13 protein-coding genes are annotated in these 17006 nt (G+C 54.0%); 3 read left to right on the top strand and 10 right to left on the bottom strand.

Annotated features, from left to right (window positions below; genetic code table 11):
* Positions 1-98: 98 nt before the first annotated feature.
* The 7 genes from IPQ00_03465 to IPQ00_03435 form a co-directional block, all read right to left on the bottom strand.
* Entirely contained in the window at positions 99-1337 is a 1239-nt protein-coding gene (locus tag IPQ00_03465) for an energy transducer TonB (GenBank protein ID MBL0239621.1), read from the bottom strand.
* 142 nt (positions 1338-1479) lie between these two features.
* Entirely contained in the window at positions 1480-2760 is a 1281-nt protein-coding gene (locus tag IPQ00_03460; protein MBL0239620.1) for an amidohydrolase, read from the bottom strand.
* Positions 2761-2962: 202 nt separating this feature from the next.
* Positions 2963-3355 (bottom strand): cytidine deaminase, encoded by a 393-nt coding sequence (locus tag IPQ00_03455; GenBank protein MBL0239619.1) that lies wholly within the window; start codon positions 3353-3355, stop codon positions 2963-2965.
* Complete coding sequence (udk, locus tag IPQ00_03450; GenBank protein MBL0239618.1) at positions 3356-3985, bottom strand: uridine kinase; 630 nt, start codon at positions 3983-3985, stop codon at positions 3356-3358. It abuts the gene before it with no gap.
* A 74-nt stretch (positions 3986-4059) separates the two neighbouring features.
* Complete coding sequence (locus IPQ00_03445; GenBank protein MBL0239617.1) at positions 4060-4917, bottom strand: purine-nucleoside phosphorylase; 858 nt, start codon at positions 4915-4917, stop codon at positions 4060-4062.
* 145 nt (positions 4918-5062) lie between these two features.
* Positions 5063-5983, bottom strand: coding sequence for an ABC transporter permease (locus tag IPQ00_03440; GenBank protein MBL0239616.1), 921 nt, complete (start codon positions 5981-5983; stop codon positions 5063-5065).
* A gap of 1 nt (position 5984) precedes the next feature.
* On the bottom strand, positions 5985-7067 hold the full coding sequence (locus IPQ00_03435; GenBank protein MBL0239615.1) for an ABC transporter permease: 1083 nt from the start codon (positions 7065-7067) through the stop codon (positions 5985-5987).
* A 248-nt stretch (positions 7068-7315) separates the two neighbouring features.
* On the opposite strand from IPQ00_03435, the gene IPQ00_03430 reads away from it, so the two are divergent.
* The 3 genes from IPQ00_03430 (at position 7316) to IPQ00_03420 (ending at position 11233) form a co-directional block, all read left to right on the top strand.
* Positions 7316-7816, top strand: a complete 501-nt coding sequence (locus IPQ00_03430; protein MBL0239614.1) for an Hsp20/alpha crystallin family protein — start codon at positions 7316-7318, stop codon at positions 7814-7816.
* Between the two features lie 77 nt (positions 7817-7893).
* Positions 7894-10509 carry an ATP-dependent chaperone ClpB gene (gene clpB, locus IPQ00_03425; GenBank protein MBL0239613.1) on the top strand — a complete coding sequence of 872 codons (2616 nt, stop codon included), beginning with the start codon at positions 7894-7896 and terminating at the stop codon, positions 10507-10509.
* A gap of 91 nt (positions 10510-10600) precedes the next feature.
* Positions 10601-11233, top strand: a complete 633-nt coding sequence (locus IPQ00_03420; GenBank protein ID MBL0239612.1) for a nucleotide exchange factor GrpE — start codon at positions 10601-10603, stop codon at positions 11231-11233.
* 179 nt (positions 11234-11412) lie between these two features.
* Here the strand turns inward: IPQ00_03420 and IPQ00_03415 are convergent, their stop codons facing one another.
* The 3 genes from IPQ00_03415 to IPQ00_03405 all read right to left on the bottom strand — a co-directional run bounded on the left by IPQ00_03415 (position 11413) and on the right by IPQ00_03405 (position 16855).
* Positions 11413-12342, bottom strand: coding sequence for a DMT family transporter (locus tag IPQ00_03415; protein MBL0239611.1), 930 nt, complete (start codon positions 12340-12342; stop codon positions 11413-11415).
* Between the two features lie 732 nt (positions 12343-13074).
* Positions 13075-15642, bottom strand: a complete 2568-nt coding sequence (locus IPQ00_03410) for a glycoside hydrolase (protein MBL0239610.1) — start codon at positions 15640-15642, stop codon at positions 13075-13077.
* A gap of 109 nt (positions 15643-15751) precedes the next feature.
* Positions 15752-16855 carry an ABC transporter permease gene (locus IPQ00_03405; GenBank protein ID MBL0239609.1) on the bottom strand — a complete coding sequence of 368 codons (1104 nt, stop codon included), beginning with the start codon at positions 16853-16855 and terminating at the stop codon, positions 15752-15754.
* Positions 16856-17006 lie beyond the last annotated feature (151 nt).

Here is a 17006-nt window from a genome sequence, read left to right as displayed (position 1 = left end):
GTGTTTATCTGCGGCTAATAAACTCTCCCCAAAATAACTTAGGCGGCTAACCTCTCGAAAAGGTTGCCGCCCGAAACCAATAAAACGAACCTCGTTAACTATAAAGCGAAATTAAAATTAACATATCCCGTCGCTCTGACCGGTTGGCCGTCTCGGACAAAAGGTTTGAATTTCCACTTACGGATCGCGTCTCTTGCCGCACCCTGGAGCATCGACGGGCCGCTTGTTTTCTGCACCTCTGAGACCGCGCCTTGTTCGTCCACCATTACCTGGACCTTGACTATACCGGTCGTCCGCGTCGTCTTGGCGACCGGAGGATACGTTGGTTGAGCCTGAAGCGTGGCATAGTTGACCAGCGATCCGACATCCATTGGCGAGCCGTCATTCTTTACCGGTGCCGTGTCGGCCTGCTTCGGAGTCTCTTTGGGTTGGACCGGTGTTGATGTTACAACGATCGGCTTATCGTTTTTGGCGACGGTGGTCTCGGCCGGCTTGACCTCGCGTTCGCGTACCGCAAGCGGCTTGTTAACAACTGTCGGGGGCGCCTGTATCACCGGCGGTGCTGCCGTGGTAGAGCTAACGGTAGCCGCCGTCGTTGACGGATTTAGCACGCCGTCGGCCGGAGTGTCGTTGACGGCATTCGTTACGACGCTGCGCGAATTGGACATCTCTTCGCGGGCGTCAGCGACCGTGTCTTTCCATCGGCGTGCATCATAGTCGTCGCGAGCAAGCATACTTCGCGATGTGCTCGCTTCTTCGACCATTGCCATTGCGTCGGCCGTCCTCTTAGAGTCCTTTCCGATCGCCGTCGCCTGTGTGATAACCAGCTCCAGCGTCTCGCGCATTTTCTCAAGATCGTTGGCCGCCTCGAGCGGCAAAGTGCGGTCCGAAATACTCAGGCCCAATGCCCGATATCGCTCCACCCGATTGCGCGCCCCTTTGACCACCTGTCCGGCGACGGACATATAATAGGCGGCCGCATTGGGCTTGGTCGTTTTCTGCTCGGTGTAAAAAAGATTCAGGAAATCCTGGGCTCGTTTGAAATCGCCCTGTTCGAGGTAACTGTTCATCAACAAGACGTTGACGACGCTCTGGACGGCCGTGTCGCCGGTTTCGCGGCGGATGTTTTCAAGCTCGTAGATCGCCGCGTTGTAGTTGCGGACGGCTATGTATGCCTTTGCCTTTGAGATACGGTCACGCATTACATCGCCCGAAGACGGCGGTGCAGCCTGCGGCGCAGGCGTCGGGGCCGGCACAGTCTGTGCGGCCGCAGTGGCGATCAATCCAACAATAACCAGTAAAACCGAAGTGCAAAACCTTCTGACATTTAACGGCATTTAGAGTCCTCCATTCCCTGACTTAAATTCTCCGTAAAGGTCAAGCGAACTTACCCTCGAAGGCTCACTTATACGACCTGTTCCAACCTCAAACTGCCGCCGCCAAATCATCGCCGAGGAGCTTTTGGTAAAGCCGGCAACATCAGTTCTTAAGACTATCGATGATTTTTCTGCGGTATGCGTTTGCGTCTTTCTTTATAACATTTTCGTTTAACGTGAGCAAACGTCGGTCTAGCATCACGATCCTACCGTCGATGATAACCGTACGGACATCCGCCGCCTTGGTCGAATAAACGAGCGACGAATAGATATTGAAATACGGCGTCTGATTGAGGCTGTCGAGGTCCACAATGGCGATGTCGGCACGCTTGCCGCCCTCGATCGAACCGGTGATCTTATCGAGATGCAAGGCTCGGGCTCCGCGGATGGTCGCCATCTCAAATGCCTGTTCGGCGGGCAGCGTTTTTGGGTCAGTCGAGATGAGTTTATGCAGTTTGGCTGCGGTATCCATCTCTTCCCACATATCGAGATCGTTATTTGATGCCGCACCATCCGTTCCGAGGCCGACGGCGACACCCTTTGCCAGCATCGCCGGGATCGGCGCCGTGCCGGAGGCGAGTTTCATATTCGATTGCGGACAGTGCGCGGCCCCGACACCCTTTGCCGCATAGATATCGATCTCCTCGGGCGTGAGCCATACGTTGTGAGCCGCAATGACGCGATCGGTCAAAAATCCGATACTGTCGAGATATTTGGCGGGCGTCATTCCCTTTTGAGCCAGGATGTCATCGCGTTCCTTTTTCGTCTCGGAGACGTGCGTGACGACCGCTGCGTTATATTTATCTGAAAGTGCCTTGATCGCCCTTAGATGGTCAGTCGAAACCGTGTACGGTGCGTGCGGCGCGATCGCCGGAACTATCAACGGGTCGTTTGCCCATTTTTTTAGATACCGCTCGGTGTACGCCATCGCTTCAGCGTTATTTTTATTATCAGCAACCGGAAAATCGATGATCGTCTCGCCCAAAACGCCGCGAACGCCGGCCTTTTTACTCTCGTCGGCGACCGCGTCCTCAAAGTAATACATATCGCAGTAAGTGGTCGTCCCGCCGCGGATCATCTCGGCCAGGCCAAGCCGCGTACCGGCACGCACGAACTGCTCCGTCACGTTCTTACCCTCAGCCGGAAAGATGTATTTTGTCAGCCATTCGTTAAGGTCGAGATCGTCCGAGATGCCGCGAAACAGCGACATCGCGGCGTGTGTATGTGTGTTAATGAGGCCTGGAATCACGGCCTTGCCCGCCGCGTTGATGGTGCGCTTTGCGGTGAGATTTTTGGTCACGACCGCCCGCCGCCCGACCCTTATTATCTTACCGTCCTTGATCGCGACGGCACCGTCCTCGATGACCCGGCGGTCCGCGTCCATCGTCACCACAGTCCCGCCCGTTATGAGCAGATCACACGTCAACGGCGCGACATACTTCTCGGAATGCGGTAACCGCTGTGCAAAAGTCGAATATGAAAATGTGATTAAAAGAAAAAAGGCGAGGTAAAACTTCAGCTTATCCATAGCTGAATTTACATCATAATCCTTGCAGAATGCAATTCGGTTTAAGTGTTCGGGCAGATTACTTCAAAAACTCAGCATCGAACGCATCGGGCAAAAGGTCTATCATCTGATGGGTTTCGACCTTGCCTTGGAGGTTGGACATTACGACCGGGATATTACCGCCAAATTCCCATATGATCTGACGGCAGCTGCCGCAGGGTGGCGTTAACTTTTCGGTATCGGCAACGACGGCGATCCGCTTGATCTTACGTTTGCCCTGCGAGACAGCTTTGCAGATAGCCACGCGTTCGGCGCAAATGGTCAGGCCATACGTGGCGGATTCGACGTTACAGCCGTCGATGACCTCGCCATCCTCGGTCTCAACCGCCGCGCCGACTCTAAATTCCGAAAATGGTGCGTATGCGTTTTCCCGAACCGCGGTCGCGGATGCTATCAGATCTTTATCGTCCATCTAAAATCCCTTTTCCTCGCTTTCGGCAACAAGCTTTTCGCGCACTAATCCGCACAAAAGGTCGACGCTGACGCCCGTCTGCCCGCCTTCGGGTATGATGACATCGGCGTGCCGTTTCGATGGCTCGACAAACTCAAAGTGCATCGGCCTGATCGTCCGCTCGTATTGCTCAAGTGTGCGTTCAAATGTCCTGCCGCGTTCGCTCGAGTCGCGTCGCAGACGCCGCATCAATCGTATGTCGTCCGGCGTATCGACAAATATTCTGACATCCAAAAGGTCGAGCACCCGCGGCTCAGCAAAGATCAAGATCCCTTCGACGATGACCACCGGTTTGGGTTCGATCACCGAAATCTTGTCGCTGCGTGTATGAGTCGCAAAATCATACAGCGGCATCTCGACCGCCAGGCCCTGCTTCAAACGCAGAATATGATTGACCAGCATATCACTGTCCAGCGAGTCCGGATGGTCAAAATTGGCCTGATGACGCTCGTCGAGCGGCATATCCGCCAGGTTGCGATAATACGAATCCTGCTCGACCAAAACGACTCGATCCGCACCGACCACATCGACTATCGCACGAGCGATAGTCGTTTTCCCCGATCCTGTTCCACCGCATATGCCTATGATCATAAAAAGATATTAACCGCAGGGACGCCAAGTCCTAGGTCAAGAAATACAAAGTTATTCCCAAATGGTGCTACTGCTCAATTGATTCTAGCCAAGATGCGGCGGAGCAATTCCTTGAACACCTCAGCCACGCGAGCACCGGTTTCCATCACTTCTTCGTGATTAATGGTGTCGCCGCTCATACCGGCAGCGAGGTTTGTGATACACGAAATGCCCATTACCCGCGTGCCCTGATGGCGTGCCGCTATCGCCTCCGGGACGGTGGACATTCCGACTGCGTCCGCTCCGAGTTGTCGATACATATGGATCTCGGCCGGCGTCTCGTACGTCGGGCCGGAAAGTGCACAATAGATGCCGGTATTGAGAAAATCGAGCAGGGGTTCGTCGTCGCCACGATCAAATCGTTCTCTCGCGATGGCACTCGCTTCTTCGAGGGCGATGTGCCGTAGATCGCGGTCGTAAACCTCGGTCATATCCGGAAATCTGGGTCCAAATCTACTGTCATTCGGCCCACGTAGCGGATTGACGCCGAGACAATTCAGATGATCGGCGATCAGCATCAGACTGCCGGGCTGCATATCTGAGTTTAGGCTGCCCGCGGCATTGGTGAGTATCAGGGTCTTCACCCCGAGCAAACCAAATGTCCGCACCGGCAGCATAACCTGCTCCATATCATAGCCTTCGTAATAGTGAAACCGCCCCTGCTGCACCGCCACCGAAACGCCGCCGATCTCGCCTAAAACGAGTTGCCCCGCGTGCCCCTCGACAGTCGACCGAGCAAAGCCCGGAATATCTTCATACGGTATCCGAACCGCATTCGCCACCTCGTCCGCAAAGGCACCTAACCCGCTCCCCAACACGATCGCAGTCTGCGGTTCGCTCGGGTATCTCGATCTGATGAATTCAGCAGCCGCGGCCGCATTTTCGTATGACATAATGATCTATTTCGCAGGCACAGGGATTCAAGAGTTCGGGACCGAAGGCCTCGCTGGAAAGACTCAAACAACCGTACTCACCATTCCGTGTCAAGCCGTGAGAGCCCCACCGTTATCTCGCTCCACGGCAACTCTCGGGTTAGTTTTAGCTTTCCTTCCGATACGGTGTTCCCAGAGCCTTTGGAGCACGCGACAGACCGATAAAGCCGGCAAGGACGATGATCGTCAAAACGTATGGGATCATCTGGATGAACTGCACCGGCACATCCTCGCCGGACGGCATCTTGATCACGCCCTGCATCTGGATCGCGAGAGCCTCGGTAAATCCAAAGAATAGACAGGCAAACAGCACCGGGATCGGCTTCCACTTAGCGAGGATCAGTGCCGCAAGTGCGATATATCCGCGACCGGCGGTCATCCCGCGTGTAAAGAGCGACGATTGCCCGATCGAGAGATATGCACCGCCCGCCGCCGCCAGGACGCCCGAGAGTATGACCGCGATATACCTGAGTTTGATCACGTTGACGCCCGCTGCATCTGCCGCCTCGGGATTTTCGCCCGCCGCACGAATGCGGAGGCCGAACGGCGTTTTATACAGCACGTACCAACACACCGGCACGAGAGCAAAAGCCAGTATGGAGGCGATCGATACGCGATTGTAATACTCCGGGAGCAAAAACTGCTTTGCGATCTGCTGTGTCGATCCTGCCGAATCGTATAGACGACTGCTGATCACCGCCGGCAAACCGAGCATCAGTAAACTTACCGCAAAACCGGCCACGACCTGATCAGCCTCAAACTTGATCACCGCAACGGCAAAGATCGCCGCCACAAATGCACCCGCCGCCAAGCCACATACAAAGCCGAGGTAAGGATTGTTAAGTTCGTAAGTCGCAACCGCCGCCGTGAACGCACCCGTGAGCATCAGACCCTCGAGAGCGATATTGATCACGCCCGCGCGCTCAGAAAACATTCCGCCCAATGCCGCAAATATCAGCGGCGTCGCCAGACGGATCGTCGAGAAGAGCAAAATGAGCAGAAATGTCGGTGTTAAGAGATCTCCCATTCTATTTCCTCGTAAATTTCTGCAGAGATGCGACAAAAATGATGATTATGGCCTGCAATACTTCGACCAGATCCTTCGACACATATTTGGTCTCGATATCTACGAAGATCTCGCCTCGCTTGAGCACGGCAAAAAAGATCGCGGCTACAAAGATGCCGAGCGGATGATTGCGCCCAAGCAACGCAACTGCAATGCCGAGAAATCCCCAACCGTCCGAAAATCCGTCGTAATATCGGTATCGATAGCCGAGCACTTCACCGATCGCGACCATACCGGCCAGTCCGCCGGAAATGGTCATTGCGATGATGATCTGCTTTTTAGCCGAGATCCCGCCATATTCGGCCGCCGATGGATTTTCACCGACCGCCCGTAGCTCATAACCCCATTTTGTCTTCCATAAGAAAATATAGACGAGCACACACATCAGTATCGCTATTAGAAATGCGACGCTAAGCGGGACAAAATCCGGCATTCCCGGAATGTATTGGCTGATCCGCGGTATGTGCGCTCCGCTGCCGATCTCGGCTGTTTGCAGGATCGGATCGCCCGGGATCTTAAGGTAATATTGGGTAAAATAGCTGACCAGAGCTATGCCTATAAAGTTCAGCATGATCGTATTGATCACTTCGTGCGAGCCGAACTTGGCTTTCAATATACCGGGAATTGCTCCCCAAATGCCGCCTGCAATTACTGCGGTCAGCATACAGACGAGTATCAGCAGTACCGACGGCAGACTGTACCAGGACCAATCTTCCTGCTTGCCAAAGATCGTTACGACCGTTCCGCCAAATTTGATGCCGACCCACGCCGTTGCAAATGCGGCAACGTATAGCTGTCCCTCGGCACCGATATTCAGCAGGCCGCATCGAAATGCGACCGCCACCGCAAGCCCGGTAAATATTAGCGGCGTCGCGATAAAGAGCGTGTAGCCGATATCGTTGAGCGACCCAAAGGAATTGCCGATCAGGTGATAGAAGGTGACGAACGGATTATCGCCGATCAGCAGAACGATAATACCGCCGACGACAAACGCGGCGAGAACCGCAACCATCGGCCACAAGATTTCTCGAAATACTTTATTCATCAGTAAACTCGAAACTACCGCAAGTATCCAGATCGACAACCACCAGACCGGACCAAATTGTATTGGAAAGCTGCGACACTAAATATAACCGAGAATCAACAAAAGTGTCACCTTCAAACATCCCTATTTGGTGATGAGAATGATAATCTTTTGGCGAAAAGAGAACTTGACAAACATACACTCAAGTTTTATTATGGGTATAGACTAAGTAATTAGTCATAAATCTAGTTTTTTTGGAGGAAATGATTATGAACGTAGTTAGGTATGACCCTTTTCGTGAGTTGCGCTCGTTGCAAAACGATATCAATCGCCTGTTTACTGTCACCGCGCCGGATGCTCCGGCACGCGAGGATATGCTTACCGGCGAATGGGTGCCGAGGGTAAACATCTTTGAAAACGAGGACAATTTAGTGATCGAGGCTGAATTGCCCGGAATGAAGCGCGAAGACTTTGAACTTTCTTTCGAGAATAACGTCATAACCCTTAAGGGCGAGCGTCGATTTGAGAAGAAAGCCGAGGGCGACAACTATCACCGGATCGAGCGATCGTTCGGGTCGTTTTCGCGGTCGTTCACGCTGCCCCAGACGGTTACGGCCGAGGGCGCACGGGCAGAATTTGCAAACGGCATTTTAACTGTGGCTCTTGCGAAACGCGAGGACACTAAGGCACGCAAGATCGATATCATCGACGGCGACGCCGCCGCATTGAATGCGAAGCCGGTGGAAACGTCAAGAGTTGCCGGGGCTTAACCCCAAGGAGCGTGATCACAAGGACGGCCGCAATGGAATGATATGTTCCGCGGCCGCCCCGCGGTCACGATAAAGTTATGAGATTCGACAGATTTACAATACGCGGGCAAGAAGCGGTGCAGGAAGCCATCGGCGTTGCCGAAAAGGCCGAAAACCAACAGGTCGAGCCCGAGCATTTGCTTGCGGCGATGCTTGAGCAGAAAGAGGGCGTGCTAAAGCCGATCCTTGGCAAGATCGGAGCCAATGCCAATGCCATCGCAAATGAGATAACGGCTGCCATCGGCAAATTTCCGAAGGTGTCCGGCGGACAGCAATATTTCAGCTCGCGGACCAACACCATTTTTCAGGAGGCTCAGAAAGCTGCCGAAAAGATGCAGGACGACTATTTGTCGACCGAGCACCTTTTGATGACCATCGCTGCCGAAAAGGAAGGCGATGCGGGCCGCATTCTGCGCTCAAACGGAGTTTCTAAGGAAGACCTTGAAAAGGTCATCACCGATATGCGCGGAGGTTCGCGGATCACGGATCAGAATGCGGAACAGAATTTTCAGGCCCTCGACAAATATGCGATGGACCTGACCGATCGAGCCCGTAAGGGAAAGCTCGACCCCGTTATCGGGCGTGACGACGAGATCCGCCGGACGATCCAGATACTTTCGCGGCGAACTAAGAACAATCCCGTTTTGATCGGAGAACCCGGCGTCGGTAAAACCGCGATCGTCGAGGGCCTCGCCCAGCGCATTGTTTCAGGTGATGTCCCCGAAACATTAAAAAACAAGCGGCTCGTCTCGCTCGATCTCGGAGCGATGCTGGCCGGAGCTAAGTATCGCGGCGAGTTTGAGGACCGCCTCAAGGCTGTTCTCAACGAGATCGAAAAGGCCGAGGGCCAGATCATTCTCTTCATCGACGAACTGCACACGTTGGTCGGAGCAGGTGCCAGCGAGGGTGCGATCGACGCGTCGAATATGCTCAAGCCGACGCTTGCCCGCGGCACTCTGCGGGCGGTCGGTGCGACTACGCTCGCCGAGTATCAGAAATATATTGAAAAGGATAAGGCTCTCGAACGCCGTTTCCAGCAGGTTTACGTCGGCGAACCGAATGTGGAAGACACCATCGCCATCCTGCGCGGCCTCAAGGAGCGCTATGAGGTCCACCACGGCGTGCGTATCAAGGATGCCGCGATCGTCGCGGCCGCGACCTTGTCTAACCGCTACATCACTGACCGGTTTTTACCGGACAAGGCGATAGACCTGATCGACGAGGCCGCATCGCGGATTCGCATCGAGATCGATTCCCTGCCGCAGGAGATCGACGTGCTCGAACGCGAGATACTCCAGCTCGAGATCGAGCGGCAGGCTCTGACGCGCGAGACGGATGATAAATCAAAATCGCGTCTGAACGATATCGAAAAGCGCATTGCCGACCTCAACGAAAAATCGTCGGCGATGAAGGCCAAATGGCAGTCAGAAAAAGAAGAGATCGAAAAGATGCGCTCCGCCAAGGAGCAATTGGAACAAGCCAAACTCGAGCTCGAACAAGCTCGTCAGGGCGGCGATCTGACCATAGCCGCCGAGATCCAGTACGGGCGCATCCCGGAGCTTGAAAAGCTACTCGAAACCGAGCAAGCTCATCTCGCCGACCTGCAGAAAGACGGCGTGTATCTGAAAGAAGAGGTTGACGAAGAGGACGTCGCCGAGGTCGTCGCCAAATGGACAGGCGTGCCGGTTTCCAAGATGCTGCAGGGCGAAATGCAAAAGCTCGTCTCGATGGAGGACAATCTTCGCAATCGTGTCATCGGCCAGGACGAGGCACTCGAGGCGGTGGCAAATGCCGTTCGGCGTGCTCGTGCCGGCCTGCAGGATCCTAATCGTCCGGTCGGATCATTTATTTTCCTTGGCCCGACCGGTGTCGGCAAGACCGAGACGGCCCGTGCCCTCGCCGAATTTATGTTTGACGACGAACGCGCGATGGTCCGGCTCGATATGTCCGAGTATATGGAGAAGCACGCGGTCGCTCGTATGATCGGTGCGCCTCCTGGATACGTCGGCTACGACGAAGGCGGCCAATTGACGGAGGCGGTCCGGCGGCGACCGTATTCGGTCGTGCTTTTTGACGAGATCGAAAAGGCGCATCCGGATGTTTTCAACGTGCTGCTCCAGATCCTGGATGACGGGCGTTTGACCGATTCTAAGGGCCGCGTTGTTGATTTTAAGAACGCAGTGCTGATTATGACGTCAAATCTCGGTTCGCGGCAGATACAGGCGGCGACCGAAAATCCGCTTGCCGACCGCGATATCCGAAAGGAAGTGCTGCAGGTGCTCCGCGATCATTTCAAGCCCGAGTTTTTGAATCGCATCGACGACATCGTCGTATTCAAGCAGCTTGGTAAGGATCAGATCGCCACGATCATCGACGTCCAACTCGAAAAGCTTCGCAAGAATCTCGAGGAACGCGGCATCACGATCGAGCTCGATGATTCGGCTCGTGACCTGATCATCTCCGAGGGTTACGACCCGGTTTACGGTGCACGACCGCTCAAGCGGGCGATCCAGAATCTTGTGCAGAATCAGCTTGCCGTGAGTCTTTTGAAGGGCGAGATCGTCAGCGGCCAGACGGTTCGCGTCTCGGCCGAAAATGGCGCGATGAAGTTTACACCCGCTGATGGAGCCGAAAAGTCGGCCGAGGCGGCATAGATAGAGTCGCTAAACCATTGGTAAACCGCGATGACTTTAACTATCGCGGTTTACCAACTACTATTTAGATATTGTGTTTAAGAGAAAGAAAATGAACGAGAAAGAGATCGAAATAGAAACTGAGGGCGAAGATACGATCCCCGTTAACGACAAAAGGCGTTTTAATGAGAGCGGCGAGCGGGTCAAGGACGACGAGATTCCGAAAGTGCCGTCCAAGTCCGCGGCCGAGATCGCACTTGAGGCGACGCTTAAGGCGGAGATCGAGCGCCGTGAGGCGGCCGAGTCCAAGCTGATCGGTGTCCAGGCAAAATTCGAAGAGGTTAAGGCTGACCTCGAACGCGAGACGGCCGAGATGCGTACCCGTCTGATGAAGACGCTCGAAGATCGCGGCAAGCAGGCTCAATTTAATTTTCTGACGACGCTCTTGCCGGTGCTGGATAATCTGAATCTTGCCGTTGCAGCCAGCCAGTCCGACCCGAACATCGATAATCTACGCGAGGGCGTCATCGGCACGGCGCGCAGCTTTGAGCGTGCATTGATCGATGTCGGCGTCGAGCCGATCGCCTCGGTCGGTTGCGATTTTGACCCTGAGCTTCACGATGCGGTCGATATGACACCTACCGGCCCCGAAAACGACGGTAAGATTGTCTCGGAATACGTGCGCGGCTATAAGTTCGGCGATCGCCTGCTGCGGCCAACTCGCGTCCAGGTCGGCAAAGCTTAGGTTTAAGCAATTAGATCGAGTTGATCATTTGGTAGACCGGCCCGCGGATAAAGCATCCGGACGATTGATCACAAAGGCCCCACGCGACATTCCAATATTTGTCGCCGGGGTCTTTGTCTGTTTGAAATAGATAGGCGAACGTTTTGTGGATCTGCTGCCCGAGGGCGTGTCTATTTCGCTTAACTCACAGGCGGGGTTTCTGTAATTTCTTCGATCGGGGTGCCGGATCTATTCTGTAATGACACCCAAACACCAAATAAGACTAGAACGCCGCCCGTAATTTGCTTAAACGTCGGGCTTTCACCGAGGAAAACTACCGCGACCAGAACGGCAACGACGGGCATTAAATTAAGAAAATTTGCTGTTTCGCCGGCACTCAAATATTGAAGCGAACGATTGTAAAGCAGCATCGCGACGGCAGACGAAAAAAGGCCGAGGTAAATTACGCCGGTCCAACCCGTTGCGGAAATCGTCGGAAAGCCTTTGTTACCGAGTTCGAAAAGCGCGGCAGGTATTAGCAGGGCCGTGCCGACAATTGTCGCTCCGGCAGTGATCACCAGCGGATCAAATTTTGCAAGGCGCTTGGCAAAAAGCGTGTAGCCCGCCCACAAAATGACGGATAAGAGCATCATCACATTGCCCAAAAAAGAATTCGGTGCATCGACATCCGCTTCGGCAAAGAACATTATCAGGAAAATTCCGAGAATCGAGATTCCGATTCCGATCAGGCGGATCCGCGATAGTGATTCTCTGAGAAATGCAGCGGCAAAAAGTGTCGTAACTGCCGGAATAAAGCTTTGCACCATAGCACCTTGCGACGCACTCGTGTAAACGAGCGATACATTGTAGGCAATGGTGTAGAGAAAAACGCCGCTTGAGCCCATCAGCACGATCGCAACCCACGGCACAGGACGCGGAATCTTCGCTAGTTTTCCGCTCAAGATAACGAAGACAATCAGCAAGATCGAAGCTGTAACGTACCGCAGTAACGCAAACAAAACCGGCGGCACCTCCTCGAGTGCAGCTTTGGTAACGGCAAACGCACTGCCCCATATGATCATTGCAACGATCAGCAAAATAATGGCGGAGAGACGTTTATTCGATGACATAATTCGATTACATCATACTCTATATAATTTCCCTTCTTGATCATTGAGCTTTGCCCATCGTGAGAGCGATCCTGCTTGCCGTTAAACTTCTCCGGACATTGACCTTCTACTTCGATGCGATGAAGCGAAAGCGTGATGTCTTTTGGCTCGTTCGCCGTCCGTGGGATTTGGCGAGGCGGCGATAGCGTCATTTTGTACCTGTTGCCGGTTGGTGTCAATGGATCTGTTCGCGGCGGGAGATGTCGCTCATTTTTATTTTTGTTGCACAGATAATATATTGTCTGATACACAACATCTGTGAGATAATTGACTTGCGGATCCATTCGGCAAGTTCTGCCGCTTACGGGTTGATCTTTGAAAATACTCGGATACGCAGAATTGTATTGTGAAACACCACAATACCGCTAAATGCTACAAACACAGGTGTTAAGGCAATTCCGAACACATTTTGCGATAAACCCGAGGGGAAGAAAATTAATTAGGGACACTTTGGGTGGTTAACTTATTTATTCAGAGCATTTAGCCTGTCCCAAATTCGGCAAAAATGTGTAATTAATTAGGGACACTTTCCGCCCGTAACTAACAGCGATCACACGGCTTAGCGTTACAGAATGTGTAAACCGACTGTTTCAAATTAATTTGATGTAATTTGGGACAGCCGATGTCTGGGAAACTACTTGGAGCGACCTGTTTCTGAGGCAAGGCGGCGAGTGAATAAGTGGCGGTGAGGACTTATGGCAATTTCAGTAAGTGTGTTTGGATCTGTTGCTGGTTTACGTACGCATATAGGTTGCCGCTGGAGACGTTGGCCGGGGCGATCCGGGTTTCGACGTGCGTGACGCGGTCGGCAGAGGCGATCGGACGGGCGAGTGATAGCGAATACGACAGCGGCGATCCAGCTTGATTCCAGACCCTTGCAGCGACACCTTGCCCGATACCGTCCTCGGCTGGTTTGAGCGCCCACAGCATTACGTTTGGATCGGATATTTGCAGAAACGAAAAGCTACTAGCCGGATATTGCCGCACCTGATCGCCCAATCCGCCGATCCGGCCCGTGACAAAAGAATTTTGGTGCTCAAGTGAGAACCGCATTGCTGCCGTCTGATCAAAACCGCCGTGAGTTTTGAGAGCAAACCGCTGCAGAAAATAGCCATCGCCGCCCTGATCACGGATACCGAGGTTCGGGCCATCGACCTGGCCGCCGGCCAAGACGTTTATCTGCGGCGTCGTAGTGTCAAAAACACGCGGGGCACTCGACCCAAGCTGCATAAAGGAATTGTCCCAGTTCGAAAGCGTCACGCCAAAGGCATTGCTGCCGCCGTCGGTAATGTCCGCAAAATGATTGAGCGTGAGCCAGTCGTAACGGGCGTTTTTGGGCGAATAATGGCCGCCGCTTGCCAGCATTTTGCCGCGAATCACCGCACCGACCTCTTCGTGCCAGACGTCGGGCGAGTTGATGTCGAACGAATAGCTCCACGTCTTAACGTCGTCAAAATTTTCGGTAATATCATTACGCACATCGATGCGGTCGATATCGCGAAAGAGCGTTACGCGCGTCGTATGGCGAACCGGACTGCCCGAGACAGCTCGAAGCGTCACGCTCACCGGACCGGCGTTTTCGACCGTCACCGTACCGGAACGATCGCCGCCGAGGTCGTTGAGCAACTTACCGCCGATGTTGCGGACGGTTTCGCGGTTGTTTCGGGTTTTATCGATCAGACTGGAGATCGCTCCGTCGGGTGCGATCGTCAGGCGGTAAGTGCCGTTCTCGATCGTCGCACCGTTCTGAACCGCGGCATTTGGCAACACTGCGGGAGCACCGCACCTGAGTTCAAAAACCTTGTAACCGACCGACGGAACATCAGAGGCAAGCACGCGAAGTATCCGTTGCGTGCCGAATGTCATCAGCTGTGACGGCACCTCAACGCCGGTCGCGGCGTCAACGGCCTTGACCTTTCGATATCCCCGCACCGGAATATCAGCAAAATCCGTGCGGGCCCAACTTAGCGGATTGAATACGAAAAACCGCTCCGTGTTGCCGGTCCGCGAGATCATCCGCCCGAGTTCGTATTTGGCGTCATCATAGAGTTTATCCACATACTGCGTGATCTCATTTTCGACTTTGCGGTGCCACGCTGCACGCTGTGAGCGCGTGACTGCACCGTCGGCCGTCCAGTCGTGCTCATAATACAAGCCCAGATCGATCATCGCCCGATCGCGTTCGGCGATCCGCGAGGTCATAAACGACGGTTGTTCGAGAGCGACCAAGGTCGCCATCGCCTCGGCACTGCGGAGCTTTTCCGATGCACGTTTGACCCTCGACGACACCTCGGCCATCGATGCGATCAGCACGTCCCACTCATTACCGAAGGCGGCCGAAAAGGTTTCGAGTTGAGGCCCGTAACTTGCCTCAAAATCGCGAAAAAAGTCCTCTTGGTTGGAGATGATGACACGGCGGCCAGGCGTCGATTGCTGTTGTGCGACGGCGATAAATTCGTCGCTTGTGTACTGGAGATCGTCGCCGCCGCGGCCAAATGCTCCGATCACCGAAAACGGATATTTTTGTTGAAACAGCATACTATTATCGGCAAAGCCGATGGTCGCGACCGGGTCATCGGCTTCGATGTAGCTGCCGAACATCTTATTGGTCGTGTATTGCGACTGCCATTTCATCAGCACTTGGCTGCCGTCACGTCCGCCGGAGTAATAGATCTCGCGGTCACGGTTATTTAGCCCTGTCACCTCGGTCGCACAATTACAAACGCCCTTCCAGGAGTATTTGGCACCGGCACCGGCCCACAGCGACGAGAGGCCGTAAGGCATCGTCTGATTTTCCATCGCGACCGCCATCGGAAATCGCAGGTTGTAACGCCGCTCGATCCGGCCCGAATAGAGCATCCCGCGCAGCACGCTTTCGGCATTGGATCCGCCCTGTGCCACGACCAGCGGATTCATCGGCACGCTCATATGTCCGTCACGGACGCGTTCGATGAACCGGTTAAATTGGGCTGAGCTGCGGTTTTGCTCAAACTCCCACATCCAGAGGCTGCCGTCACAACTCCAACGCATTTGCAGATCCGATGGATTCGACTGCGTTTCGTCCATCTTGTTGAGGTAATAATCGATCATCGTCAAAAACGCTTGACGATAGGTCGCCTCATCCGCAGTCCAGTAATAGTCTGTGTGATCATCGGGTGCGAGATAGAACCGCTTTTGCCCCGACGCTGCAACGGACGCGGCGAAAATGATCGCGATCAGACTGATCGCTAAAGATAGATTTTTAACAGGACTCAGAGTCATAAGAGATCGAAACGTGCCGGATGCGTAGTACAGGCTTATAAAACACCAAAAGCGAACGTTTTCCAACATTCGCTAAGGTCATTTAATTTTAATTTGATCTACTCAGCGATCATTCGTAGCCGAGGGCCTCGACCGGGTCAAGCCGTGCCGCCCTGAGTCCGGGATAGAGTGCACCGACAATGCTGCTGAGAATACCGACGACGAGTATGCTGATGACCGTCGACGGTTCGATCTGGACCGTAAGCGACGTCCATTTGGCCAAAGCGATACTCACCAGAAACGTCGCGATCACGCCAAATAGAACGCCACAGGTACTGATCAACAGTGCCTCCTGCACGATCGTCAACGCAATGCTGAAATTGGACATACCGAGCGATTTGAGCACGCCGATCTGCCGCGTCCGTTCGGTAACGGTCGTGTACATCGTCAGCAGGATGATCAGGGCCGAGATCGCACCGGCAACGCCGACGACCACGTTCAGAAAGACGTTCAACGCCGGAAAGCCCTGCATATAAAGCTCTTCGAGGTCGCGGGTGAGTATTATTTGATTGTCAGGGTACTTGGCCTGTATGTTCTGAGCAACGGCGTCCGGCGTGAAACCGTCTTTGGTCTTGATCAGCAGAGCCGAGACCTTGCCCTCAGCACCCAGCTGTTTTTGCATCGTGGTGAGCGGTATCTTGATGCGGCCGCCCGCACTCGGTTCGTACGAACCGACCAGCGTGAAATCACGATCGTAGAGGCTCATCTTACCGCCGATGACCAGGCTCTTTTGCTGGACCCACGCGACGTCAGCGATCACCTCGTCAGCTCCATCGACCGGTTTTCGTCCTTTGGCGATCTGCACTCCGGAAACAGATGCGTACTCGTCAAAGCTGATGCCATCGACTAGTCGACTACCGGTACTGGAGTCCGAGACCGAGATGCTGTTCTGTGCGATCGGCACCGCCGTTGCGACGCCATCGATCTTCTTCACATCATCGGCGAGACCCACCGGCAGACGGAGGGCTTCGGATCCGCTGAGGCCGAGGCTGCCCGATGCTCGCAGCATTATCTCCGCCCCGACGTTCGCCTCGCGTTGGGCGCGCTCACGCAAACTGCCGTTTGCCAGACCGACCGTAAATACGATCAGCAAAATGCCGATGCCGATGCCGATGATGCTCACCGCCGTCCGCGCCGGACGGTGAAACATATTTGAAAATACGAGGCTGTTCATCAAAAATATCCGAAAAAAGTATCTACCAACAAATTGCCACCAGCGTATCAGGCTAGCGGCAAACAATAAATCTACTCCTTTACCACGCAAAACGCTAGAAGCCGCCATTCAGCACCGGAGCCTACCTCGCCAATTTTTTTTTATTAGCTAT

The organism is Chloracidobacterium sp. (assembly GCA_016720705.1).
Classification (GTDB): Bacteria; Acidobacteriota; Blastocatellia; order Pyrinomonadales; family Pyrinomonadaceae; genus OLB17.
Note: the sequence above shows the minus strand (reverse complement) of the source record. Positions and strands in the feature narration are given on the sequence as shown.

Bases quoted from the DNA above. Each gene is read 5' to 3' on its own strand.
- IPQ00_03465 (MBL0239621.1), bottom strand. From the start codon at position 1,337: ATGCCGTTAAATGTCAGAAGGTTTTGCACTTCGGTTTTACTGGTTATT.
- IPQ00_03460 (MBL0239620.1), bottom strand. From the start codon at position 2,760: ATGGACGCGGACCGCCGGGTCATCGAGGACGGTGCCGTCGCGATCAAG.
- IPQ00_03455 (MBL0239619.1), bottom strand. From the start codon at position 3,355: ATGGACGATAAAGATCTGATAGCATCCGCGACCGCGGTTCGGGAAAAC.
- udk (MBL0239618.1), bottom strand. From the start codon at position 3,985: ATGATCATAGGCATATGCGGTGGAACAGGATCGGGGAAAACGACTATC.
- IPQ00_03445 (MBL0239617.1), bottom strand. From the start codon at position 4,917: ATGTCATACGAAAATGCGGCCGCGGCTGCTGAATTCATCAGATCGAGA.
- IPQ00_03440 (MBL0239616.1), bottom strand. From the start codon at position 5,983: ATGGGAGATCTCTTAACACCGACATTTCTGCTCATTTTGCTCTTCTCG.
- IPQ00_03435 (MBL0239615.1), bottom strand. From the start codon at position 7,067: ATGAATAAAGTATTTCGAGAAATCTTGTGGCCGATGGTTGCGGTTCTC.
- IPQ00_03430 (MBL0239614.1), top strand. From the start codon at position 7,316: ATGAACGTAGTTAGGTATGACCCTTTTCGTGAGTTGCGCTCGTTGCAA.
- clpB (MBL0239613.1), top strand. From the start codon at position 7,894: ATGAGATTCGACAGATTTACAATACGCGGGCAAGAAGCGGTGCAGGAA.
- IPQ00_03420 (MBL0239612.1), top strand. From the start codon at position 10,601: ATGAACGAGAAAGAGATCGAAATAGAAACTGAGGGCGAAGATACGATC.
- IPQ00_03415 (MBL0239611.1), bottom strand. From the start codon at position 12,342: ATGTCATCGAATAAACGTCTCTCCGCCATTATTTTGCTGATCGTTGCA.
- IPQ00_03410 (MBL0239610.1), bottom strand. From the start codon at position 15,642: ATGACTCTGAGTCCTGTTAAAAATCTATCTTTAGCGATCAGTCTGATC.
- IPQ00_03405 (MBL0239609.1), bottom strand. From the start codon at position 16,855: ATGAACAGCCTCGTATTTTCAAATATGTTTCACCGTCCGGCGCGGACG.